This is a genomic window from Actinosynnema pretiosum, assembly GCF_002354875.1.
Taxonomy (GTDB): Bacteria; Actinomycetota; Actinomycetes; order Mycobacteriales; family Pseudonocardiaceae; genus Actinosynnema; species Actinosynnema auranticum.
Genome location: NZ_CP023445.1, coordinates 5368993 through 5392181, shown reverse-complemented (window position 1 = coordinate 5392181; position 23189 = coordinate 5368993). Strand labels below are relative to the sequence as shown.

The window sequence follows — 23189 nt, the reverse complement described above, 5'->3', positions numbered from 1 at the left end:
GACGATGCTGAACCCGAAGCTGGACCCGACGCTGAACCCGCCGCTCGCGGTCGACCCCGGCAGCTACTGGGCCCCGTACTTCACCTACTTCCCCGCGCTGTCGCGGTACATCCCGCTCGGCCGCTACGCGCAGGCCGTCCGCCCGCGCGCCTGCGTGCTCGGCGCCTCCGACGGCAAGTTCGCCCTGCCGCTGCTGCGCGCCGGCTGGGAGGTCGTCGGCGTGGAGACCGACGAGCTGTTCCTCGACGGCGGCGCGCTCGACCTGGTCGACGGCCGCCACGAGATCACCGGTCTGCGCAAGCGGCTCGCCGACGAGGGCTTGGAGGACCGCTGCACGATCGTCGAGCAGGACTACATGACCCTGCCCGCCGACGGCGCCTTCCAGTTCGTCATGGGCAGCGGCCTGTGGTCCATGCCCCCCAACCGCAAGCACACCATGCAGGCGCTGTTCGACCACGCCATGGGCATGGTCGCCCCCGGCGGCGTGTTCTTCGCCGACTACCTCGTCGGCCTCACCCCCGAGGACCGGGCGTGCGGCTACTACCCGCCCGTCGCCGAGGTGGACGGCATGATCGCCCGCGACGGCTGGGAGGTCTTCGAGAACGTCGACCTCGGCATCCACGGCGAGAGCCACGTCGGGTTCGAGCAGTGGCACTACCACCGCTACGCCGCCGTGATCGCGCACCGCTTCCACACCCCGGTGGCGGGGTGAGCGGGCCGCCGCGCCGGGTCTGGGTGCTCGGCGGCTCAGCCAGCGGCAAGACCACGTTCTCCAGGGCCTTCGCCGCCACCACCGGCAGCAGGCACGTGGAGCTGGACCGCCTGTACTGGCGGGAGAACTGGACCCCGAGGCAGGACGCCGAGCTGCGCGCGGAGCTCGACGTCCTGCTGCGGCAACCGGCGTGGGTGGTCGACGGCCAGTACGCCGTGGCGGTGGACGCGTTCGCCGCCACGGCGGACTGCGTGGTGTGGCTCGACCCGCCGCTGCGCGTGTCCTGGCCGCGCCTGCTGCGCCGCACCCTGACCAGGCTCGTGAGCGGCCAGGACCTCGGCGCGGGCAACCGCGAGTCGTTCACCAGCGTGTTCGGCCCGAGGTCGATCCTGGTGTTCGCGCTCAGGTTGCGCCGCCGCATCAGGGCCGACAACGAGCGGTTGTTCGACGCCCTGCGCGGCGGCGGCGCGGTGCTCGTGCGCAGCCGCACGGCGGACCCGGTGGCGCTGGCCAGGTCGCTGGCGGACGGGGTGGCGCCCGTTGACCGGTGAGGTGGCCCGCCTGATCGCGACCGACCTGGACGGCACCCTCCTGGACTCGTCCGGCGCGCTGTCAGGCCGGTCGGCGCGCGCCCTGCGGGGCGCCGCCGAGGCGGGTCTGCTGCTGGTGTGCGCCACCGCGCGCCCGCTGTGGAGCGCGGTGGCGCTGCTGCGCGACGCGGCCCCGGTGCGCTACCTGGTCGCCTCCAACGGCGCGGTCGTGGCCGAGCTGCCCTCCGAGCGCGTGCTGCGCACCGTCGCCATGCCCGCCGCGCTGACCGCCGCCGCCGTGACCGCGCTGGCCGAGCGCTGCCCCGGCGCGGTCTGGGCGCTGGACCGCGCGCACGACCGCGTCCTGTCCCCGGACTGGCCGGACGTCCTGGTCAGCGGCGCCGCGCGGGTGCGCAGGTCCACCACCGTCCCGCCGGGCCAGGACGTCCTGTGCCTCATGGTGATCGGCTGCCCGCCCGAGGTCGGCGACGACCTCGCGCGCCGCCTGGGCCTGGGCTGCACCTCCTCCTCGGCCGGTCTGCTGGAGCTCTCCGCGCCGGGCGCCGACAAGCGCACCGCGCTGGAGTGGGTCCTGTCCCGCTCCGGCGCGGGCCCCCTGGCCGAGGCCGTCTACGGCGACGCCCCCAACGACCTGGGCATGTTCGCCCTCGCCCGCACCGCCGTCGCCGTCGGCAACGCCGCCGAGGAGGTGCTGCTGGCCGCCGACGAGGTGATCGGGACCAACGACGAGGACGGCGTCGCGGCGCACCTGGAAGAGTTGGCGCTGCACACCGGGACAGCCGCAGCAGCCGCACAGGAGAAGGACTTCCGATGAAGCTCACCGCCCACAGCACCGCCGCCGAGACCCCGGCCGAGGACTGGGACGCCCTGCGCGAGCGGGCCACGACCTACTCGGCCTCGGGCTGGCTGGGCGTGCGCGAGGAGGAGCTGCCGGAGACCGCGGCGGCCCGCCACCTCATCGCCACCGACGACGACGGCCCCGTGGCGGGCCTGGAGTCGTACTCGTTCACCGAACCGCCGCACCGGCTCTACGCGCCCACGTTCCTCCTGGACGGCCTGGTCGCCCCGGAACGCGCCGAGTCCTACGAGCGCGCCCCCTTCGTCCTGGGCGCGGGATGGTCCGAGTTCCGGGGCCAGCTCCCCGTCCGCCCCGGCCTGCCCGCCGCGGAGCGCCGAGCCGCGATCACCGCCCTGGCCCAGGACACCGCCGCCTGGGCCGCGGAGCGGAACGCCCACCTCCTCGCCTACCTCTACCTCCCCCTGGAGGAGGCCCTGGAGGTGGCCGCGGCCCACGAGGGCGCGGTGGTCGTCCTGCAGGACGTGGAGAACGTCCTGCGCCTCGACTGGACCTTCGACGACTACCTGTCCTGGCTGCCCCGCAACCGCCGCACCCGCGTGCGCCGCGAGCTGCGCGACTTCGCCGAGAGCGGCAGGACCGTCGAGGAGCTGGAGCTGTCCGGCGTGGTCGACGTGATCGCCCCGCTCAACAACGCCCTGATGCAGAAGTACGGCCACACCTGGTACAGCCTCGACCGCGCGCTGGAGGTCTACGACCGGCAGGCCCGGCACCTGAGCGCCGACAGCTCCGTGCTCCTGGTCCGCGACGAGGGCCGCCCGGCCGCGTTCGCCCTGCGCTACCGCCGGGACGACCGCCTGTACTCGCGCGTCGTCGGCTTCGACTACGACCTGCCGGGCCGCTCGGACTACTTCACGGTCCTGATGTACGAGGCGGTCCGCACCGGCCTGGAGCGCGGCCTGACCGCGATCAACCTGGGCGTCGGCACCTACGAGGCCAAGCTGGGCCGGGGCGCCCTGCCGGTGCCGCTGTACAGCGTGTTCACCGGCGTCGGCGAGCCGCTCCCGGTGGCGCCGGGCGTGGTGGAGGCGCACAACCGCCGCAAGATCGCCGAGTTCGCCGACCAGTTCGGCAAGTTCGTGGTGGGCGGCCTGGACGCCCAGTCCTGGCTGCCGGACAGGGGGACGGCATGACGACGGTGCGCCGACTGGACACCTTGGACGAGATACCGCGGGAGTCCTGGGACTCCCTGGTGGGCCCGCTGGGCTTCTACTCCAGCCACGCCTGGCTGCGCTCCCAGGAGCGCTCCGCCGCGGCGAGGCCGACCTACGTGGTGGTGGAGCGGGCGGGTGAGCTCCTGGCGGCGTCGCCCGTCTACGAGTTCACCTCGCCCCCCGCCCCGCTCCCCGTCGCGGGTGGCGCGAGCGTGCTCCGCGCGGGCCCGAGAACCGGCTACCACAACCAGCTCCTGGTCCGCCAGGACGGCGAGCGCCACACCCGCGCGCACGTGACGCTGCTCCTGCACGCCCTGGCCGAACTGGCCGCCGAACGCGGCAGGTCCGCCCTGCTCCTGGACCACCTGACCTCCTCGGACCTGGCGCTGCTGGCCGTGGACCTGGAGGCGGGGGCGGTGCTGCGCGGGGCGGAGGGCGTGCTGCACAACGAAGGCGGCACCTTCGCCTCGTACAAGCGCCTGCTGGGCAAGAACGCGCGCAAGAAGGAGCACGAGTGGCGCCGCTTCGCCGAGGCGGGCTTCACCGTGGACACCGCCCGCCTGTCGGAGACCCTCACCGAGGTGGTCCCGCTGATCGCGACCACCGGCGCCCGCTACGACTCGGCCCTGCCCACCGAGGAGATCACCCGCTTCCTGACCGAGCAGGCCCGCTGCGCCGACGACTCCAGCGTCGTCTTCCGCTGCCAGGACGCGGCGGGCGCCCTGGTCGGCTGCTCGGTCGACTTCCGCTGGCAGAACACCCTCTACGCCCGCGTGGCCGGGTTCGACTACTCCCGCCTGCACAACGCCTTCGAGTACTTCAACACCGTCTACTACGAGCCGCTGCGCTACATGGAAGCGCACGGCCTCACCACCCTCCACCTGGGCGTGGCCTCCCTCAACGCCAAGGCCAGGAGGGCGGCGACCCTGCACCCCCAGTGGGCCTGCGCGATCCCCGTGCCCCTGCGCAGAGGCGCGCTGCGCCAGCACGACCCCGCGGCCGACCGCGCCCTGGCGGACGCGATCGCCGCGGAGGCGGGCGGCGGCACGAACCACGACGAGTGGTCGGCCGACGCGTTCACCAAGATCGGGCGCTGACCGCCCGCCGCTTCACCGCCCAACTGCCGCACCGCCCCGCCGCCGCATCACCCGGACCGCGGCACGAGAACCGTCCGCTCGAAGGCCCCGCCGTGCGCGGCGGCGTGGGCCACCGCCTCCTCGACCCGTTCGAGCCCGAACCGGGTGACGCGCTCAGGCCCCAGGTCCAGCACCCCGCCCGCCACGAGCCGGATCACGCCGACGTTGGCCGTGCGCGGGTACATCCACTGCCCGCGCACGGTCACCGAGTTGCGCATGATCCAGGGGTACGGCAGGGCGAGGTCCGCCCCGCCGAGCATCCCCACCCCGCCCATCAGCACGACCCGCCCCCGCTCCCGCACGGTCATGGCCGCCGCCCGCGTCACCGAACTGGGCGCGCTGGGCGGCAGGAGGTCCAGCACCACGTCGACCGGTCCGCCCGCCGCGGCCACCACGGCCGCGCGGTCCCCGTCCTCGTCCCCGCTCAGCTCAACCGGCCGCACCCGCGCCCCGAACCGGTCGACCAGCAGCTCCAGGACGTCCCGGTTCCGCCCTGGGGCCACCACGCGCCCGGCCCCCAGCGCGAGGGCGACAGCCACCGCGCTGCTGCCCAGGTTCCCGGTGGCCCCGCTCACCACCACCGTCTCCCCGGCCGCGAGCCGTGCCGCCAGCAACCCGCCGTAGCTGATGGTGTGCACCACCAACGCCGACCACCGCGCAGGATCCTCCGCCGCCCCGGCAGGCAGCAGGTGCGCGTTCTCGGTGGGAACCCGCATCAGCTCGGCGAACGCCCCGTCGTGCAGGTGCCGCGCCAGCTTCGCCCCACCCTCACCGCGCGAACTCCACCCCTGCAGCGCGATGTCCGGCGTCAGCGCGTCGTCACGGGCGCGCACCGTCGAGTCGCACCACACCAGGTCGCCCACCGCCAACCTGGTCGCGTCCGCCCCCACGCCCACCACCCGCCCGATCCCGCCCACCCCCGGCACGACCGGCGGTTCCAGCGGATACCGCCGCTCCCCGCTGAACACCTCGGCCGCGTAAGGCGGAACGCAGGTCGCCAGCACCTCGACCAGCACCTCACCGCCACCCGCCACCGGATCGGGCACCTCGCCCACCACGAGCGGAGAGCCGAACGCCGTCAACGTCGCAGCACGCATGGAAAACCCCTTCCCTCGCCTCCCACCCGACGCTAGGCGGGCCACCCCCATGCGGGAAGCGAAGAACCGGCAACCCTGGTATGCGTACCGGGCATGGACGTGTCGAGCGCGAACCTGCGCGTGCTGTGCCAGATCGCCGAGTCCGGCAGCTTCACCGCGGCTGCCGCCAAGCTGGGCTACACCCAGTCCGCGATCTCCCGCCAGGCGATCGCCCTGGAGCGCGCGGCAGGCGCCACCCTGTTCGAGCGACGCACCGACGGCGTGCGCCTCACCCGCCACGGCCTGTCCCTGCTGCGCCACGCCAACTCGATCCTGGAATCCCTGGACGCGGCCGAACGCGACCTGACCGACCGGGTCCCGCGCGTGCAGCGGGTGCGCCTGGGCGTGGTCCCCAGCGCAGGCCCGCTGCTCCTACCCGCCACCCTCACCAGGCTCGCCGACACGTCCCCGCAACTCCGGCTCACCACCCGCGAGGGCACCACCCCCGCACTGGCCCGCGCCCTGCGCGCCGGTTCCCTGGACGTGGCCGTGCTCACCTCCCGCCCACCCCACCGCCCACCGGACGCCGAGTCCCCACGCCTGCGCGTCACGGTCGTCCAGGACGTCGAACTCCTGGTGGCCGCCCCCAGCACCGGCACGTTCACCGCCCGTGACAGCGTGCACGTGGACGAACTGGTCGACGCCCCGTGGATCGCGAGCCCCTCGTCAAGCGCGGAACCCCTGCTGGGCGTCTGGCCGGGTCTGCCGGGCCGAGGCCGCGTGGTCCACGTCGCCCGCGACTGGCTGACGAAGCTCCACCTGGTAGCGGCAGGCTCCGGCGTCACCACGATCCCCACGACCCTGACCCCGCTGCTCCCACCCGGCGTCCGCACCCTGCGAGTCGAGGGCGCGCCCCCCGAGATCCGCAGAGTCCTCACAGCCCGCCTCCCCGGCCCCACACCACCGGCGGTCAGGGCGGTCGTCGAGGCGGTCGAAGGTGCGGGGTCGACCCGGTAGACCGACCCCGCACCTCCGGCTCACCGCACCCGCCGCGCCGTCACCCCAGGTCGTACGCGCGGATCACCGTCTGCCGCACCTCACCGCCGGAATCCGCCGCCCGAGCCCGGAACGACACGTTCTTCGCGCCGCGCGGGTGCACCAGCGAGACCTGCCACCCACCCCCGACCCTGCGCGGCGGCACCGGCTCCCACGTCCCGCCCTCGTCGTAGGACACCTCCACCGCCAACTCCCCGACGTCCGTGACGGCCCCCACCCCGTTGCGCTCCACCGTGATCGGCACGCTGACGGCCCGACCCGCCCGGTTGAGCGGGTCGAGCTCCGGCGCGAACCGCACCGCCAGCAGCGGCACCGGCCGGGGCACGTCGCCGGGGACGAACTCCGACGTGAACGACCAGTCCGCGGTGACCTTCGACGACTGCGAGTCGCGCGTCCCCTCCGCGCGCACCCGGTAGCGCCTCTTCTCCGCAGGCGCTCCCACCACGTGAGCGCGCCCCGGCGCCGGTTCGTCGGCGATCACCTCGTCGTCCAGCACCACGGTGGTGCGCCCGGCCTCCACACCGAGACCCCTCATGCCCCGCGCGCTGAACAGCGGCACGTCGACCAGCAGTTCGCCGCCCAGCCGCACCGCGTGCCGCGCGTACCCCGTCCCGTTCGGGAACCCTGGACCGTAGACGGCGCTGTTCCAGTGCTCGGTGACCGGCGCGCCGAGCCGGAAGACGCGCGGGGCGACCGAGTGCTGCGAGCCGAGGGCGGGGTGCTCGCCCAGCTCCGCGAACTCCTCCACCCGACCGGACCAGTCGACGTCCGGCGTGTAGAACTCCTGCAGCACCAGCGGGAGCGGGCCGGAGGCGCCGTCGTCGCGCCTGCCGACGGAGCCCGGCACGCGGGCGTGCGTGATCGAGCGGACGCGCGCCAGGTCGCCGTCCCGCACCGAGCGCCGCACGTCGGACGGCACACGCGATTTCTCGGAGACCCGCACGTGGTACTGGTACGGGCTGCCGTCGAAGGCGCCGCGACCGTCCGGTCTCGCGAGCACGCTCCCGGCGTGGAACTCGAACCCCGGCCACGAGGTCGTGGACGGGCGGACCGAGGTCGAGTCGAACGAGGGGAAGTCCCAGGCGTTCCCGGTGTCGCCCCAGGGGGTCCGCATGGCGAATTCCAGGCTCGCGCTCACGGTGGCCGCGTCCGCGCGGTCGACCGCGATCGAGGGCCGCACGGCCTGGCGCGCGTCGAAGACGATCCCGGTGTCGGCGGCGACCTCCAGCGCGGGTTCGGTCAGCGCCGTGGTCAGACCGGCCCGGTTCGGGCCGGCGTCGTAGGTGTTGATCGCGCCGTCGAAGAAGTACCGCCCCCTGGGCAGCCGCTGCACGACCGTGCCGGACGGGTCGGTGCGGAAGTGGGCCAGCGGCTGGTCGATGTCGACGAACCGGTACTGGTAGTTCGGCGTGGGCGTGCCGTTGTGGTCGAGGAACGTCAGCTCCACGTCGTAGCTCTCGACCTCCTTCACCACGCCGACCACCACGCGCACGCCACCGGACGACACCACGGCGGCCCCGTGCACGCCGTCCGGCACGTTCGCCCTCGTGTCCGCGCTGACCGTCGCCTCGGCCGTGCCGCCTGCCGGGATCGTGAGCCTCGCGGGCGAGACGCTGAACAGTCCGGTGGCGGCGGGCTCGACGTCGGTGACGCCCAGGTCGACGGTCACCGCCGACGCGCCGTCGTTGCGGTAGACCAACTTCCGGGTGATCGGCTCGTCGTCGTCGTGCGGCCACCGCGCGAGGCCCAGCGAGAAGCTGCCGCGCCCGGTGGTGACCGGGGAGGAGACGGCCCGGTCGACGTCGAGCCGCCCGGCGCCCTGCTCGTAGGCGGTCAGCGACGGGTTGGGCTCGGCGCTGTTCATCAGCGCCGCCTTGATGTCCTCGGCCTTCCACGACGGGTGCCGCGCGGCCAGGACCGCCGCCGCCCCCGCGACGTGCGGGGTGGCCATCGACGTGCCGGACATCGACACGTGCCCCTCGTCGACCGGGGTGCCCGCCTGACCGTTCTTGGCCTTCGCGGCGACGATGTCGACACCGGGGGCGGTGATGTCGGGCTTGACGGCGTTGTCGCCCCAGCGCGGACCCCGTGAGGAGAACGCGGCGAGCCGGTCGTCGCGGTCCACGGCGCCGACGGTGAGGGCCGCGTCGGCGGACGCGGGGGAGCCCACCGCGGCGCCGGAGTTGCCCGCGGCGACCACGAACAGCGCGCCGGTCTGCGCGCTGATCCGGTTGAGCGCCAACGACATCGGATCGGAACCCTCGTCCGGCCACGCGCTGCCGAGGCTCATGTTCACGATCTCAGCCCTGCCCGCCGCCCACTCCATGCCCGCGATGATGTCGCTCTCCGAACCGCCACCGTCGTCGCCGAGCACCTTGCCGCTGACCAGCTTCGCGCCCGGCGCGACCCCCCGGTGCCGACCGCCACCGGCGATGGTGGAGGCGACGTGCGTGCCGTGACCGACCCGGTCGTCGGTGGTGGCGCTGTCGCTGAAGTTCCTCGACTCCACGACGACGCCCGCCAGGTCGGGGTGCGACTCGTCAACCCCGGAGTCGAGAACCGCGACCGTGACCCCCTCGCCGGTGAACCCCTTGGCCCACGCCGCGGGCGCGCCCACCTGCGCGGCGCTGCGGTCGAGCGAGGCGGCGACCTTGCCGTCCAACCACACCCTGCTCACCCCGGCGGCCCTGGCGCCGCCCCAGTACCCACCGGACTTGTCGACCTCCACCGCGTGCGCCCCGATGCTGGGCAACGCCCCGGCACTGGCCGCGCCAAACCCCTGCTGCTGCTGCTGCACGATCAGCGGGATGGTCCGACTGGAGGCGTCGTCGTAACCGGACCGCGCCAGCAGCGAGACGTCGAACAGCCGCTCGTCGAGCTCCCCGGAGCCGATGCGAGCCTGGACGTCAACCGGAACGACGTGCAGGTCCCCCCGCGTGTCCGTGAACGAGCGAAACCCAACCCCTTCCCGGCCGGGCGCGCGCCTGACGTGGACCCGCCCGTTGCCGACATCCACCACGTCACCGGTGATGAGCGTGACCGTGGTGGTCAACCCGTCGACCCCGACCTGCTGATGCTGTTGTCGGACTTCTGCGGAAGCCGGAACGACTGCCGTGGCGGCGACCACGACAGCCACCAGTCCGGCGACTGGACACGACCGTTTCAACGCGGGATCTCCTCGGTGCACCGTGGGGGAACTGCCCTCGGTGCCGGAGACACAGCACGGGGCCGTTTTGTTGCACGCGCCGCGACCCGGTCCGTTCACAGACCTGCCGGAGGTGCGGGGTGCGCAGGAATCCCGCAGTTGAGGCCGACGCGCAGGCGGGCGACGGCCTCCCCTCGCGGTAGCGTGGCCACCGATCGGCGCGGTGCGCCCGGCAGGGGACGGTGAGGCGGACGTGGTCGTCATCGCACTGCTGGTCCTCATCGCCGCCGCATCGGTGGTGATCGCGGCGCTGAAGGTGGGCAACCAGCGCATGACGAGGGCCTTCCTCCTGCTGCACGTGGTGGCGTCGCTGACGCTCATCGCCGCGCTGGAGGGACCGCTGAACCTCTGGATCGCCACCCTGGGCCCAGGCCTGCTCGTGGCCGCGATCCGCCTGGTCACCACCCTGGTGCGCCTGGGACGGGATCGGAGGACATCCGGGGGGCCGAGTTAGCCGGTGGCGGCCGTCCCCTTCTTGGTCACGACGTCCGCACGCCCCCGACTCGACCACCGCGACCCCCCCGACTCCAGTGCGAGACGGGTGGCGGCTCGGTTGCTGGCGCAGTTGAAGAACCCGCAGCGCCGGTGGAGTGCCTTGGTGGTGGCGGGATGAGCGAGTCCGAGCGTCAGCACGTGCGGGCTCGGGTTCGGGCGGCGGTGGACTCGCAGGTGGTCAACGAGAGCGCGCTTCTGCACGTCGATCGGGCCGGTGGGGTGTTGGGGCTCCGGGAGAACCGAGTTCACCCGGTCTGGGCGGCGTGCTCCGCCAGTGCCCTCTTGTCGACCTTGCCGTGCACCGTGCGCGGCAGCTCGTCACACCGCAGAACGCGGTCGGGAAGACGGGCGGCGTCCAGGAGGGCGGCCATCCCGGACCGCACGCCCTCGACGTCCACCGCGCCCGTGAACCACAGCAGGAGCCCTTGTCCTGGAACGTCGGAGACCGCCGCTTCCACGACACCGGGCACCGCCAGCGCCGCTGCCTCGACCTCGGTGGTGCTGATCCGCACGCCCCGCCGCTTGAGGATGTCGTCGCGCCGCCCGACCAGGTGCAGGTCGCCCGCCTCGTCGATCCACCCGTAATCACCGGTGTGCAGCGCGGTTCCACCGGTGGCCCGGTCGGGGCGGTAGCGGCGGGCGGTCTCCTCGGGGGCGCGCCAGTACCCCGCCATCACGTGCGGCCCGCGCACCACGATCTCACCGACCGAGCCCGGCGCCGCAGGCGCACCGCTCTCCCCGACGACCACAACGGACGTGCCCCTGAGCGGGGTGCCCACGCTTCCCGGTCGCCGCAGCTCGTCGTCGGGACCGGAGATGGTGACGCGCTTGCACTCCGTCATGCCGTACATCGTCAAGACGTCCGCCCCGGGAAACGCCTTCCGGAGGCGACGGGCGTGCTCGGCGGTCAGCTCCGCGCCGGTGTTGGTGAAGCGGCGCACGCGGGTGGGTCCGCGGTCCCTCAGCGCGGCGAGCGCCAGAAGCGCCGCGAGCGGCGGGACCACCGGCACGACCGTCACGCCGAAGGACCTGATCTGGTTCAGCGCGAGCACGTCCGGGGAGTCGCCGGGCAGCACCAGCGCCGCGCCCGCGAGCGCCGTGAGCAGGATCTGGTAGAGCCCGTAGTCGAAGGAGAAGGGCAGTCGACCGTAGACCAGGTCGTCATCCCGGTAGCCGACGCGCTCGGCGATGGCGCGCGCCGCGAACACGACCCGCTCGTGCGGGCACACGACGCCCTTGGGCGCGGCCGTGCTGCCCGAGGTGTACACCAGGAACGCGACGTCATCGGCTGCCACGTCCGGCTCTTCCAGCTCCAGCGAGCCCGCCGCGGCCGAGAGCAGTTCGGCCACCTCGACGACCTGCACGCCGCCTCGCCCCAGGGCGGTGTCGCCCGCCTCCACGACGCACAGCGCGGGTTCGCAGTCGACCACGATCCCGACCACCTGCGGGGCCTTCAGCGCCGGGCTCACGGGCACGGCGACGGCGCCGACCCTGAGCACGGCTTGGAGCAGGACGACGAACTCCCGGCTGTTCGCGAGCCGCAGCAGCACGCGGTCGCGCGGTCGCACGCCCCGCGCCACCAGGCGCGCCGCGGCGTCGGAACCGAGAGCCCACAGGTCCGCGTGCGTCAGATCACCCCGCCGGTCCCGGACCGCCACGGCATCAGGGTGATCGCGAGCGGCCCGCGCGAGGAGCCCGTGCACCACTCCATCACCACAGCGCACCGGTCGCTCCCGTCCACCGCGCGTTCCCGAAACCCTCTTGCCTGAAAAGCTATTCACCGCTCCGATCCGGTGTCAAGGTTTCCGGAAAACCGTCTTCGGTTTCCAGAGCCTGAGGAGAGCCGAACAGGATGAGCGGAGTTGACAGGTCGGTAAAGTTCGCCGCGACCTCCCGGAAAAGGGGGCATCGGGAAACCATTTCCTGTGAATCCCGGAGCGGAACGCCTGAGCGGCTCGGGGATCTCGGGAACACGCAGGCACATCGGGGGTAGTGCTGTGGAGATCACTTCGGCCGAGGCGCCGGAACGGCTCCCGCTGACCGCGGCCGAGCTGTACGGGCTGGCCTCGTTCCAGCCCGTGCCGACCGAGCTGCTGCACCGGATCTCGTCGTGGCCGCTGCCGGACGTCGCGCGGGCGCGCGCCGTCGTCGACGCCGTGGTGGAGCGGCACGCGGTGCTGCGCTCCCGGATCGTCGTCGGCGAGGGGGGCGCGCTCCACCGGGAGATCGACCCGGTCGCGTCACCGCCGCTGGTCGAGCTGGACGACGGCCAGGAGCCGGGCTCGGCGGTGGCGGCTGCGGTCCGCTCTGACCCGATCAGGCTGGAGGAGGAGTGGCCCGCCCGCTGGTACCTGCTGCGCGCCCCCTCGAACGGGGGAACGCGGCTCGGCTTCGTGGTCCACCACGTGGCGGCAGGCGACAAGGGCGTGACGGCCGTCGTCGAGGAGGTCGACCGCCTGCTGGCCGGGCAGGCGCCCGCCGAGCCGCTCGCGCTGGCGGACTGGGTGCGGCTGCGCTCGACCGGGGCCTGCGGGGAGCGCGCGGCGCGGGGCGCTCTGTTCGTCCAGGAGGCCATCCGGTCGTCGCCGTCGCTGGTGTTCACCGATCGGGGCCGCAGGGTCCCGCTGCCCGCCTGGTTGCCTGATGGGCTGGTCCCCTCGACGACGGCCACCTCCCGGTCCGCGGCCTTGGCGGACCGGCTGCTCGTGCTGGGGGAGCGCTGGAGGGTTCCGGAGTCGGTCATTCTGCTGGCCGCGCTGTCGGGGGCGCTGTCGGACCTGCTGGGCGTGCCGGAGCTGCACTGGAGGTCGCTGGTGGACCTGGCGGGTCCGCAGCAGGGCGGCAGCTCGGTGGTGGCGTACGAACCCCACGGGGTGCTGCTCCGGGCTGACGCGTCGACGGGGTCCCTGGAACGGCGGGCGAAGGCGCTCGCCGCGCAGTCGATGCGCGCGATGCGCCACCTGTGGACCGGGGACGACGTGCTCGTCGAGGCCGCCCACGCGGAGTCGGTGCGCCGGGGCGCGCACGTGGACCTGCCCCTGTGGTTCAACTTCGCGCTCAGCAGGCAGCGCCTGGAGCGGTTGGTGGCGGGGCGAGCCCGCGCGGTGGGCGGACCTGCGGTGGAGGTGATCACCGAGGCGCGTTTCGCCCGCCCCGGGGGCAGGGAGATCGGGGTGTTCGCCGCCGGTCAGGACGAGAGAGTGCGGGTCGACCTCTACACCCACCACACGGGTGTGTCGGGCGCCGCGGCCAGGTCGTTGCTGCGAGTGGCCCACGAGGAGATCATGGACAGCTGCCTGGGCCGAGAGTCGCGCGAGCGGCGGGCGCGGGCAGCGGCGGTGGCCAGGGGCCGCCTGTTCCGAGGCGCCGCCCCCGGTCCGTCGGTCGCCGCGCCGGACTCGGGGGGCGCGGTGGTGGAGACCGCCGAGCACGCGACGGGCGTCCTGGACGTCCCTGGGGCCAGCATGACCACGGTCACCCCCAAGCCTGTCCGTCCAGCCTCGGCGGGCGCGCTGCGCGCGCTGCTCGACGCCGTGCGCTCGGGCAGCGCGCTGACCCGGCCGGACCCGGAGCGCAGCTTCCTCGGCCAGGGCGCGTCGATCCGGGACATCCCCTCCGTGATGGGCTTCCTGCGCGCGCGGGGCTGGCGCGGGGTGACCACGTTCCACCTCCAGTCCCACCACTCGCTGGCTCGCTTGGCGCCGCTGCTGAAGCGCGACGAAAGCCGCGAACCGCGCTTCGCCCTGCTCACGGCGAACCATCCCGGCTGATGGCCGGAAAACACGTTCCGGGGTGCCTCGCCGCGGGCGCGAGGCACCCCGGAACGTGCATTCTGGGATTGCGGGGAAACCGCGCAACGGCCACTGCGGACGACCGCTGTCCGCCATCCCCGGCAAACACCCGGAAAATGGCCGCTTCTCTCGCGAATCGATCAGGAAGGTTCCTCGGGCCACCAGCGGAGGCCTGATTTCACCAGTCTCGCGTACTCCGCGATCCGGAAGCCGCGCTGGTAGTGCAGTGGCATCATCGCCACGTCCATCCTCCGGTGCTTGGCGTAGAAGTAGGCCAAGCCCGACACCGTGCCGATGGCGTTCGCGGCACTCCTCGGGTGCGGCAGGTTGATCGTCACGGCCTCGTCCGCTGCCGCGAACCGCGCGCCCGCGCCGATCAGCCTCAGCCCCAGTTCGAGGTCGAGGTACCAGCCTCCGTGGGCGTCCAGGCCCTCGTCCAGGCCACCGACGCGGTCCAGCAGCTCCTTGGACAACGAGTGGTTGCCCAGCCGCATGGCGAGCCAGCCGGTGCTCACCTCGTGGCACCGGCCCGAGGCCACGAGGCGCTCGATGTCCTGGAACTCCCGGCCGCCGTGCCCGGACAGCGCGAGCAGCACGTCGAACCTCTCCCGCACGTCCTCGGCGGTGACGGGTTTCTCGTCCAGGGCCAGCGGCGACCTCGCCTCGTGCAGCCACGAGAGCTCGGGGCTGGAGCGCGCGGCCTCCCACGCTCCGGGCGCCTGCTGCGCCGTCGTCACGTCGAGGAAGACACGGGTGTGGAACATGAACCGGCAACGGCCGATGACCAGGTCGGCCGGGGTGGACCTGACAGCCAGGTGCGACTCCAGCAGGCCGGGGGACGGCACCTCGTCGTCCAGCGCCAGCAGCACCACCGGGGCGCGTGCGGCGGCCACACCCGCGTTGTAGCCCCCGCCGAGCCCGATCTCCTCCCGGCGCACCACCCTGGGCGTGTAGCCGAGGTCCCAGGTGGGGATGACCTCCGACAGCACCGGGTCGCTCCGGTTGTCGACGACGACGACCTCGTACTCGTCGTGCGGAAGGGTCTGCCTGCCGAACCCGGTGAGGGTGAGCCGGAGGCGTGATGTCCCGTGCCGGGTGTCGGAGCAGTACGAGGGCAGCACGACGCTGATTCGCGGTTGGCTCACGGGATTACCACCTGGTCTGGTCGGTTCGCGGTCCACGGCTGGCGCCCCGACCGCTGTCGGGCTCGGGAGAACTCGGCCGCCGGATCGGCGGAGAGCAGCAGGAGGTCGAGGGCGGACAGGTTCGGCTGCCAGTGCTCCCGCCGATCGCCGTAGGGCAGCGGCGCGAACAGGTGCTCCTCCAGCAGCACGCCCTCCGCGCGCCACAGCTCGGGCTGGACGTAGTTGCGCCCGCCCGTGCCGGACAGGTAGCTGTCGCACCCGAGCAGCTCGCTCAGCAGGAGCAGGCGACGGTTGGGCTCCAGCACGCGCGGGATGCCGAGCTCGCTCTCGCGCACGATGGGGGTGTCGATGCCGAGGACGTCCATGAGGTGGCGGATGAGCGCTTCGTTGATCACCGCGAGGGTGGTGTCGCGAATCGGCCCCAGTGCCTCGGACAACGCGTCGATCCGCGCCCCGGAGGCGCTGCCGGGGTACTCCTGCCGCAACACGCGCAGGTGTCTGGGCAGCCAGCTGCCGTCCACCGGACGCGTGTCGCGGATGGGGGCTCGGTGCGATCCGTGCACGGGCACCGTCAACCACCGCCACGAGTCGCCGGAGCGGACCCGGTTGCGGTTCTGCCACTCCTGCTTGGCGTAGTTCAGGTCGTCCTGCAGGACGAGGACGTCGGCCCGCGCCGCGCGGTCGAAGAAACCGAGGTAGGGCGCGTAGTTGGGCTGCTGGGCCATGAGCGTGCGCACGCGATCCCCCTACCGGTAGCCGTTGGCTTGGAGTTCGTAGAGCTGGGCGTACGGCCCTCCGGCAGCCATCAGCTCGTCGTGGGCGCCCACCTCGGCGATTCCACCGTCCTGGACCACGACGATGCGATCGGCCATCCGCACCGTGGAGAACCTGTGCGACACCAGAACGGTGATCGCGCCGGTCTCGCGGCCGTGGAGCCCCGCCCTGGCGAACCGCTCGAACAGCGCGTGCTCCCCCGCCGCGTCGAGCCCGGAACTGGGCTCGTCGAGAACCAGGAGGGCGGGGCTGACGCGCATCAGGGCGCGGGCGAGGGCGACCTTCTGCCACTGCCCGCCGGAGAGGTCGACACCACCCGGCCAGCGCGCGCCGAGCTGCGTGTCCCAGGTCCGGGGCAGGCCCTCCACCACCTCCTCGCCACCCGCTCGGCGGACGGCGGCCAGCACTCCCCCCAGGTCCCCGGACAGCGGCAGCTGACCGATGCCAACGCTTTCCCGGAGGAGCAGCTCCCATCGGACGAAGTCCTGGAAGCACGCAGACAGCGCGCGCCGCCACTCGTGCGGGTCGACGTCCGCCAGGTCCACCCCGTCGACCAGGACGCGCCCCGCTGTCGGTCGGTGGAGGCCGCACAGGAGGTTGACGAGCGTGGTCTTGCCCGCGCCGTTGTCGCCGACCACGGCGAGGGTCGTCCCCGCGGCTACCTCTAAGCGGACGTCGCGCAGCACGTCCCGATCGGTTCCCGGATACCGGAAGCTGACGCGGTCCAGCACGATCCCGCGTCCGGGGGTGGTCTGCCGGGGCAGGGGCGCCCCACCCCGGCCCGTCAGATCCCGCGCGTAGTCCACCAGCCACAACAGGCGGCGCGCGGTGACCAGGGCCCGCCGCACGCCCACCACGGAGTGGGTGACCACATCCATCTGCTCGTGCAGCCTGACGGCCAGCGCCAGCACCAGCAGCACCTCACCGGGCGAGGTCTGCCCCTGGATCGCGCGCAGCAGGACGAGGGCGATCGCGCAGGCGAACCCGGTCGAGAAGACGAGCCACCCCGCGCACACCAGCAGCACGGCCCGGCGTTCGGCCCGGTCGCGCTCGCCGATCAGGGCCTGGAACAGGGCCGTCGTCCTGGCCTGGATCCCGGAGGCCGCGCGCAGGACGCGCACCTCCTTGGCCGAGCCGGGGCGGACCACCAGGTCCACCAACCGGTCGACCATGCGCAGGCGCGACGCCTGACCGTCCTCCAAGCGGGCGCGGACCGCTTCCGCCTTGCCGCCCCACACGATCGTCGGCACGCCGAAGAGGACCAGCGACAGCAGCAGGGGGTCGACCGTCGCCAGTGCCACGAGGGTGACCGCGCCGAGCACCGCCACCTGCGCCAGTCCCACCAGCCTGCCCAGCAGGTCGCCCAACGACGTCGACTGGCTGCGCGCCACCTCGACCTTGTCCAGGTACTCGGGCAGCTCGAGGTGCTCAGCGGTCGGGAGTTCGGAGGACAGCCTGGCCAGGTCGCGCTGGAAGGCGTGGTCGGTCTTCTCGCGCAGCGCCAGTTCCAGCTTTCCCGCGGGGTGGTTGAGCGCGGAGCTGCCCGCGTCGGCCACGGCGAACAACGAGGCCGCCCACATCGCGCCCTGCACGTCCCCGCGCAGCGCTGCGTCCACCACCAGTGCCAGCGCCACGGCGCCGAGCGGTTCCAGCAGTCCTGCGGCGATCCGCATGGCGACCACGACGGCGCACAACCGCCGATCGGCTCGCCACGCGTACCCCAGGACGACCCGCAGTGCGTGCGAAGCCCCGGAGCGAGACCTGGTGGTCGCCTTCGTCATCGGGGCGGGGATCGGGTCAGGCATCGACGCCTCCCGGCGCCCGCTCGGCGAACCGCTCCGCCTGGAGGCGGAACATCCTGGCGTAGTGCCCGTTCGCCGCCATCAGCTCGTCGTGGGTGCCGTCCTCGGTGATCCGACCTCCGTCGAGCACCACGATCCGGTCCGCGCGGCGCACGTTCGTGAAGCGGTGCGACACGAGCACGGTCGTCGTTCCGCGCGTGGCGTCCAAGAAGCGCTCGAACACCTCGGCCTCGGCGCGCACGTCCAGGTTCGAGGTCGGCTCGTCGAGGATCAGCAGATCCGCCCCGGTCCGGGCGCCCGCCAGCGCGCGGGCGAGGGCGATCCGCTGCCACTGGCCGCCGGACAGCTCGGCTCCGCCGTCGAAGTCCTTGGACAGCGGGGTGTCCAACCCCCGCGGCAGCCCGTCGAGCGCCTCGGCGGCCCCGCTGGCACGGGCGACCTCCCACAGCTGCTCGTCGGTGAGCGGGCTCTTGGCGCCGACCGCGATGTTGTCCCTGGCGGACCAGGGGTAGTGGACGAAGTCCTGGAAGACGGGGGACAAGCGGGCGCGCCACGCGTTCTCGTCGACATCGCGCAGGTCGATCCCCCCCGCGGTGACGCGGCCGGAAGCCGGGTGGCGGAGTCCGGCGAGCAGGGCGATGAGCGTGCTCTTGCCCGCGCCGTTGTCGCCCACGACAGCCAGCGACCGGCCGGGGTGCAGGACGAGGTCGAGCCCGTCGAGCACCAACTCGTCCTGGCCGGGGTAGCGGAACGTGACGCCCTCGAACCGGACCGGGTCCCCCGGCGCAGGGGAGGAGCGGCGAGCCGCCAGGGGGGCGGGGGCGAGCTTGCCCACCGCCGTGAGCGACGCGGAGCCGATCGCTGTCCTGGAGAGGTCGTTGAAGCTGGGCACGACGCGCCAGATCTGGCCGGAGACCTGGACGAACACCACAGCGGCGGTGAGCGTGACCGCCCCGGACGCCAGGTCGTGCCCGATGGCCCCGTACACGAGCAGGTAACCGAGGACCACGAGCAGGACGCACGGCACCAGCCTGCGGAGCCGGTCGCCGCGCTCCTTCCAGGCCTGGGCGATACCGGTCCGGAAGTGCCGGTCGAAGCGGTCCAGCACGAAACCGGTGAGCCCGAAGACGCGGATCTCCCTGCCCGCGACCGGATCGAAGGCGAGGCGGCGGAAGTGGTCCGCTCTCTGCTGCTCGGTGCTGCGGCCCGCCCACGATCGGGCGATGGCGCGGTGCTCGCCGCGGAAGTAGGCGTCCCAGGGCAGGAAGGTGACCAGCAGGACCAGGGGCGCCCACCAGTGGAACGAAGCCAGGATCGCTGCGGCAGCGATGCCCTGCAGCCGTCCTCCGAGCAGTTGGGCCACGGAATTCACCGCGTCGGTGAGCGCGAAGGCTCCGGACCTGATCTCCCGCACCGCCGAGGCGGCGGCCGAGAAGGCTTCGGACTCCAGGTGGTCGATCCCCACCGGGTCCGCCCCCGCGCGCATCAGTTCGGCGGTGACCCGGTGCTCCAGCCTCAGCGCCACCACCCGCGACAGGGACCACTGCAGCGGGGGCACGACCTGCGCGGTGAAGTACAGCGCCCCGAGCACACCGATGGTGATCAGAACCCGGTGTGACGCCTCCGAGCCCGCGCCGTCCTGGACGGCGCGCGGCACCGCCCCCACCACGATCCCCACCGCGATCATCTGCGCGATGGGCAGGATTCCGGCGCACACCGCGGTCGCGGCCAGCGCTGAGGTGAGCCCCCACCCCGCGCGGGGGATGGCGCGGGCGGTGGTGAGCACCGGTGTGATCCGGGCTGTGCTGGTTCTCATGTGCCTTTCCTCGTCGGCCGCACGCCGCGCGCGGTCGCTACAGGGGTGCGCGGGACGGGGCGGCGCGCCTCGCCCGCGTTGGGTCGAACAGGCGGTGCAGGAAATCCTCCTGCCACCGGTGGACGTCCTTGTCCACGGTTCCGATCTCCCTGAGGAAGCCGGTGTCGTCGGGCCTGGTGGACTCCAGGACGTGCCCCGGGATGGAGCCGGGGTAGACGGTCTCGGTGTAGTGCAGGGCGTAGTGGACCGGTTCCTCGATCCCGTACCGGGCGCAGAGCGCGCCGAAGCGGTCCCAGTCGACGGGCTGGGTGGTGGCGTACCCGGCGATGTCGAGGAACTTGGCGAGCGTCAGGTCCTTGCCGATCTGCACGTAGTGCAGCGACGTCGCTTCCTTGAACAGGTGCGTCGCCAGGTCGACGAGCATCTCCTCGTGGTCGAACGCGCGGGTGGGGACGCCGTAGACCCGGATGGGCCTGCCGCGCTCGGTGAGCCCGCCCGCGGGCAGGTGGTAGCCGCTGCCGGGCAGGAACTGGTCGAGCAGCACGTCGATCACGAAACCGTTGGCGAAGCGCTCGCTGGTCTGCCTGCGGAACGACAGGTTGGGCACGTGCATCGCCCAGTACGCGGCCTCGGCCCGCGATCGCGGCTCCACCACGCGCCGGTTCGCCGACACGGTTCCGGTGGCGTACCCCAGTGCCGGCATGACCTCCTTGAGCACCGGCACCTGCTCGGGCTCGATCATGAGGTCGATGTCGTAGGAGCGTCGCGACCCGAGGTCCTGGTAGACCTCCTGGGTGAGCACGAGTCCCTTGCGCAGCAACGGGTGCACGCCGTGCCGGGCCAGTTCCCGCAGAACCGCTTCGAGTTCGCGGAGCAGGGCCTCGTTGCGCACCTGGTTCGCCTGGTAGACGGCGGTGAACAACTCCTCGTAGCGGAACGCGGTGTTCGCGCCCGGCGGTCGCGGGTGCAGCCCGTGCCGGACGACGTTGCGCCCGAGCAGCGGAAGCAGGTGGTGCCGGTAGGCCTGGTCCACGACGTGGGGCCAGCGCTCCGCGTCCTCGACACCGGAGGCGAGGTCGCGGACCGCCGCCACCTCGTCCTCGTCGAGGGTGGGACGAGCCGCGCGCAGGACGAACTCGGCCTCGATCGACTGGTGGGCCATCGTCGGCCTCCTCTCTCCGCCGGTCAGTGGTGGACGCGCTGGAAGTGGTGCTCGAACCACACGTGCGGGTGCACCAGCGAGTAGATCGGAGTCCGCTCGGCGGCGAAGTGCTCGCACAGGCACTGCCTGTTGTCCGTCAGCTCGCCGTCCTGGAACGCTCGCCAGTACCAGAAATGGCCGTCGGTGATGTACCAGCTCTTCCCGAACAGGTCCAGTCCGCTCTCGTCGTACGCCTCGTACTTCAGGCCGAGCTCAGCCGCGCCGGTCCGGCGGAAGTAGTCGAGGTTGTTGTCCGGTGTGATGTCGTTGTGGGAGGCGATCCCCGTGATCGGAACGCCCAGCACCGCTTCGAGCGCGGTGACCGAGGCCCGGATCGCGACCGCGGGCTCGACGCCGGTGGAGGCGAGCAGGTCGAGCGGTTCGGCGTGCAGGCCGACCTCGTGCCCGAGCGCCAGCACGTCGCGCATGATGGCGACGGTCTGGTGGCCGAGCGCGTTGTACTCGTTGGCGTGGACGCGGAAGAAGTACGTTGCCCGGATGCCGAGGTCGGCCTCGATGCGGGCGATCGGCGGCACGCGCTCGGGCAGCAGGTCGACGTCGTGGCGCATCACGGCGAGTAGGCCCCCGTCACCGCGGTCGCCCTCGGCGTACTGGGCGCACGTGCGGAAGGAGTAGCCGCGGGCCAACGCGAGTTCGAGGGCTTCCTTCAGGTGGCTGTGGTGGTAGGAGCAGGTTTCGCTCATGCTGTGGTGCCTCCTCTTCCGGTGGGCGCGGCCCCGCGGACCGCAGTGACCACTGCGGCGACGTCCTTCTCGGACATCGCCGGGTAGAGCGGGATGGACACGAGGCGATCGGCTTCGCGCTCGGCCGCAGGAAGGGCGGCGGGACGGGATCGCCGGTAGTAGGGCTCCAGGTGCACCGGGCGGAACTGCCGCGCGGTCTCGACCCCCCGCGCGCGGGTGGCCGCGACGAACGAGTCCGCGCCGTGGTCCACGCGGATGCCGAACAGGTGCCACGCGTGCAGCACGTCTCCCACGGCCTCGGGCGCCTCCAGCCACCGCAGGTCCGAGAACGCGGCGCGGTAGGCGTCAGCGATCTGCCGCCTCCTGGTGAGGAAGGAGGGCAGCTTCTCCAGTTGGCGCAGGCCGATTCCAGCGTTCACGTCCGACATCCGCAGCTTGAGCCCCGGAAGGACCACTCCGCGCTCCGTCATGCCCTGGTTGGCGAGCGTGCGCGCCCGGTCGACGAGGTCGGGGCGGCCGACCAGCATCCCGCCCTCCCCGGTCGTGATCAGCTTCGTCGCCTGGAAGCTGAATGCGGTGAGGTCGGCGAGGCTGCCGACCGGACGACCGCGGTGGAGGGCGCCGAGGGCGTGGGCCCCGTCGTCGAGCACGGCGAGACCGTGCTCGCGGGCGATCGCCGCCACGGCGTCCACCCGGCAGGGATGGCCTGCGTAGTGCACCGGGACGATCACCGCGGTCCGGGGGGTGATCGCGGCCCTCACCCGGTCGGGGTCGATCGTCAACGTGATCGGGTCGACGTCGACCAGGACCGCCCGTGCGCCGGTGCGCTCGATGGCGTTCACCGTGGCGGGGCAGGTGAGCGCGGTGGTGATGACCTCGTCACCGGCGCCGACGCCCAGCGCGAGCAGAGCCAGGTGCAGTGCCGCGGTGCCCGAGGACGTCGCGGTGGCCGCAGGGGCTCCGACCCGCTCGGCGAACAGCGACTCGAACCGCTCAGCCCTGGGACCGGGCGCCACCCACCCGGACGTGAGGGTGGCGGTGACCTCGGCGATCTCCTCGGCTCCCAGCGAGGGGCGGAAGAACGGCACGACACCGGTCACGTCGGCCCTCCCGCCGCCCGGTAGGCGTCGAGCACCAGGGCGTGCGCCTCCTCGCGGGACGCGCCGAGCGGCAGGTCGACGGTCCCCTCGGGGAGCAGTTCCCCGTACAGCTCCGCCATCCGGTCCTGGTGCTCGACGAAGGCGGCCCGCTCGTCCACCACCGGCCGGTAGTCCGCGCCGCAGAGGTGACTGCCCAACGACTGCCCCGCCGCGAGACGCCTGCGCAGCGTCTCGCGCCCGGTGCAGCGGACGTGCAGCACCAGGTCGGGCTCGGGGGCGAAGCGGAAGCACTCCCTGATGTGCTCCAGGGAAATCCCCCTGATCACGCCCCTGGCCATGGTCGAGTAGTGGTACCTGTCGGAGATCACGACGCCCCCGGCTGCCAGCACCTCCCCCAACCCGCTCTCCCAGCGGTGCGCGAGGTCCGCGGCCTCCATCAGCACCAGTGCCTGCGGACCGAGCCGGTCGCGGATCTTGAGGTCGGTGATCGTCGCGCCCAGGGGAGTGGAGGAGTTCCACGACGTCCTGGTCGGCACGACACCGCGCGCGACGAGCCACTCGGCCAGCAGTCCGGCCTGCGTGCTCTTGCCGCTGGAGTGCAGTCCTTCGAACACG

General features: G+C 72.9%; 19 protein-coding genes. 8 read left to right on the top strand and 11 right to left on the bottom strand.

All coding sequences use genetic code 11. The annotated features are described in order from the left end of the window. Positions 1-4 precede the first annotated feature (4 nt). From CNX65_RS22860 to CNX65_RS22840, 5 genes are read left to right on the top strand one after another with little or no spacing between them, the layout of a single operon-like run. The gene (locus CNX65_RS22860) at positions 5-712 is read left to right on the top strand and encodes a hypothetical protein (RefSeq protein WP_096495603.1); all 708 of its coding nucleotides are present in this window, start codon (positions 5-7) and stop codon (positions 710-712) included. Further along, entirely contained in the window at positions 709-1263 is a 555-nt protein-coding gene (locus CNX65_RS22855) for a P-loop NTPase family protein (protein ID WP_096495602.1), read from the top strand. The genes CNX65_RS22860 and CNX65_RS22855 overlap by 4 nt, the downstream gene beginning before the upstream one ends. Further along, the gene (locus CNX65_RS22850) at positions 1253-2077 is read left to right on the top strand and encodes an HAD family hydrolase (RefSeq protein ID WP_096495601.1); all 825 of its coding nucleotides are present in this window, start codon (positions 1253-1255) and stop codon (positions 2075-2077) included. Before CNX65_RS22855 ends, CNX65_RS22850 begins: the two co-directional genes overlap by 11 nt. Beyond that, positions 2074-3252, top strand: a complete 1179-nt coding sequence (locus CNX65_RS22845; RefSeq protein ID WP_096495600.1) for a GNAT family N-acetyltransferase — start codon at positions 2074-2076, stop codon at positions 3250-3252. The genes CNX65_RS22850 and CNX65_RS22845 overlap by 4 nt, the downstream gene beginning before the upstream one ends. Then, entirely contained in the window at positions 3249-4370 is a 1122-nt protein-coding gene (locus CNX65_RS22840) for a GNAT family N-acetyltransferase (RefSeq protein WP_096495599.1), read from the top strand. Before CNX65_RS22845 ends, CNX65_RS22840 begins: the two co-directional genes overlap by 4 nt. Positions 4371-4417: 47 nt before the next feature. Here the strand turns inward: CNX65_RS22840 and CNX65_RS22835 are convergent, their stop codons facing one another. Further along, complete coding sequence (locus tag CNX65_RS22835; protein ID WP_177154319.1) at positions 4418-5506, bottom strand: alcohol dehydrogenase catalytic domain-containing protein; 1089 nt, start codon at positions 5504-5506, stop codon at positions 4418-4420. Positions 5507-5599: 93 nt separating this feature from the next. Here CNX65_RS22835 and CNX65_RS22830 point away from each other — a divergent pair, with 93 nt between their 5' ends. Next, complete coding sequence (locus tag CNX65_RS22830) at positions 5600-6502, top strand: LysR family transcriptional regulator (protein ID WP_177154318.1); 903 nt, start codon at positions 5600-5602, stop codon at positions 6500-6502. 40 nt (positions 6503-6542) lie between these two features. Here CNX65_RS22830 and CNX65_RS22825 read toward each other — a convergent pair whose 3' ends face one another. After that, on the bottom strand, positions 6543-9593 hold the full coding sequence (locus tag CNX65_RS22825) for a S8 family serine peptidase (protein ID WP_157767800.1): 3051 nt from the start codon (positions 9591-9593) through the stop codon (positions 6543-6545). A 346-nt stretch (positions 9594-9939) separates the two neighbouring features. Here CNX65_RS22825 and CNX65_RS35605 point away from each other — a divergent pair, with 346 nt between their 5' ends. Further along, positions 9940-10200, top strand: coding sequence for a hypothetical protein (locus tag CNX65_RS35605; RefSeq protein WP_157767799.1), 261 nt, complete (start codon positions 9940-9942; stop codon positions 10198-10200). Positions 10201-10486: 286 nt separating this feature from the next. On the opposite strand, the gene CNX65_RS22820 is transcribed toward CNX65_RS35605, so the two are convergent. After that, positions 10487-11944: a class I adenylate-forming enzyme family protein gene (locus CNX65_RS22820; RefSeq protein WP_096497938.1), complete on the bottom strand. Its 1458-nt coding sequence runs from the start codon at positions 11942-11944 to the stop codon at positions 10487-10489. A 294-nt stretch (positions 11945-12238) separates the two neighbouring features. Here CNX65_RS22820 and CNX65_RS22815 point away from each other — a divergent pair, with 294 nt between their 5' ends. Beyond that, on the top strand, positions 12239-14011 hold the full coding sequence (locus tag CNX65_RS22815; RefSeq protein WP_096495596.1) for a condensation domain-containing protein: 1773 nt from the start codon (positions 12239-12241) through the stop codon (positions 14009-14011). A gap of 161 nt (positions 14012-14172) precedes the next feature. On the opposite strand, the gene CNX65_RS22810 is transcribed toward CNX65_RS22815, so the two are convergent. The 8 genes from CNX65_RS22810 to CNX65_RS36350 are packed head-to-tail and all read right to left on the bottom strand — an operon-like array spanning position 14173 to position 23188. Next, positions 14173-15177, bottom strand: coding sequence for a glycosyltransferase family 2 protein (locus CNX65_RS22810; protein ID WP_157767798.1), 1005 nt, complete (start codon positions 15175-15177; stop codon positions 14173-14175). Beyond that, positions 15174-15914 carry a WbqC family protein gene (locus CNX65_RS22805; RefSeq protein ID WP_096495594.1) on the bottom strand — a complete coding sequence of 247 codons (741 nt, stop codon included), beginning with the start codon at positions 15912-15914 and terminating at the stop codon, positions 15174-15176. Before CNX65_RS22805 ends, CNX65_RS22810 begins: the two co-directional genes overlap by 4 nt. A gap of 9 nt (positions 15915-15923) precedes the next feature. Further along, complete coding sequence (locus CNX65_RS22800; protein ID WP_157767797.1) at positions 15924-17756, bottom strand: ABC transporter ATP-binding protein; 1833 nt, start codon at positions 17754-17756, stop codon at positions 15924-15926. After that, entirely contained in the window at positions 17749-19569 is a 1821-nt protein-coding gene (locus CNX65_RS22795) for an ABC transporter ATP-binding protein (protein ID WP_096495592.1), read from the bottom strand. Before CNX65_RS22795 ends, CNX65_RS22800 begins: the two co-directional genes overlap by 8 nt. A 37-nt stretch (positions 19570-19606) precedes the next feature. Continuing rightward, positions 19607-20731, bottom strand: coding sequence for a nucleotidyltransferase domain-containing protein (locus tag CNX65_RS22790; RefSeq protein WP_096495591.1), 1125 nt, complete (start codon positions 20729-20731; stop codon positions 19607-19609). Between the two features lie 23 nt (positions 20732-20754). After that, on the bottom strand, positions 20755-21474 hold the full coding sequence (locus tag CNX65_RS22785) for a hypothetical protein (protein ID WP_096495590.1): 720 nt from the start codon (positions 21472-21474) through the stop codon (positions 20755-20757). Further along, entirely contained in the window at positions 21471-22574 is a 1104-nt protein-coding gene (locus tag CNX65_RS22780) for a DegT/DnrJ/EryC1/StrS family aminotransferase (RefSeq protein ID WP_096495589.1), read from the bottom strand. The genes CNX65_RS22785 and CNX65_RS22780 overlap by 4 nt, the downstream gene beginning before the upstream one ends. Beyond that, positions 22571-23188 (bottom strand): dTMP kinase, encoded by a 618-nt coding sequence (locus tag CNX65_RS36350; RefSeq protein ID WP_198320539.1) that lies wholly within the window; start codon positions 23186-23188, stop codon positions 22571-22573. The genes CNX65_RS22780 and CNX65_RS36350 overlap by 4 nt, the downstream gene beginning before the upstream one ends. Position 23189 lies beyond the last annotated feature (1 nt).

What these genes read in the sequence shown, in the direction of transcription:
- CNX65_RS22840 (WP_096495599.1), top strand. Translation starts at nt 3,249, where the DNA reads ATGACGACGGTGCGCCGACTGGACACCTTGGACGAGATACCGCGGGAG.
- CNX65_RS22835 (WP_177154319.1), bottom strand. Translation starts at nt 5,506, where the DNA reads ATGCGTGCTGCGACGTTGACGGCGTTCGGCTCTCCGCTCGTGGTGGGC.
- CNX65_RS22785 (WP_096495590.1), bottom strand. Translation starts at nt 21,474, where the DNA reads ATGAGCGAAACCTGCTCCTACCACCACAGCCACCTGAAGGAAGCCCTC.
- CNX65_RS22830 (WP_177154318.1), top strand. Translation starts at nt 5,600, where the DNA reads ATGGACGTGTCGAGCGCGAACCTGCGCGTGCTGTGCCAGATCGCCGAG.
- CNX65_RS22845 (WP_096495600.1), top strand. Translation starts at nt 2,074, where the DNA reads ATGAAGCTCACCGCCCACAGCACCGCCGCCGAGACCCCGGCCGAGGAC.
- CNX65_RS22860 (WP_096495603.1), top strand. Translation starts at nt 5, where the DNA reads ATGCTGAACCCGAAGCTGGACCCGACGCTGAACCCGCCGCTCGCGGTC.
- CNX65_RS22800 (WP_157767797.1), bottom strand. Translation starts at nt 17,756, where the DNA reads ATGCCTGACCCGATCCCCGCCCCGATGACGAAGGCGACCACCAGGTCT.
- CNX65_RS22795 (WP_096495592.1), bottom strand. Translation starts at nt 19,569, where the DNA reads ATGAGAACCAGCACAGCCCGGATCACACCGGTGCTCACCACCGCCCGC.
- CNX65_RS22790 (WP_096495591.1), bottom strand. Translation starts at nt 20,731, where the DNA reads ATGGCCCACCAGTCGATCGAGGCCGAGTTCGTCCTGCGCGCGGCTCGT.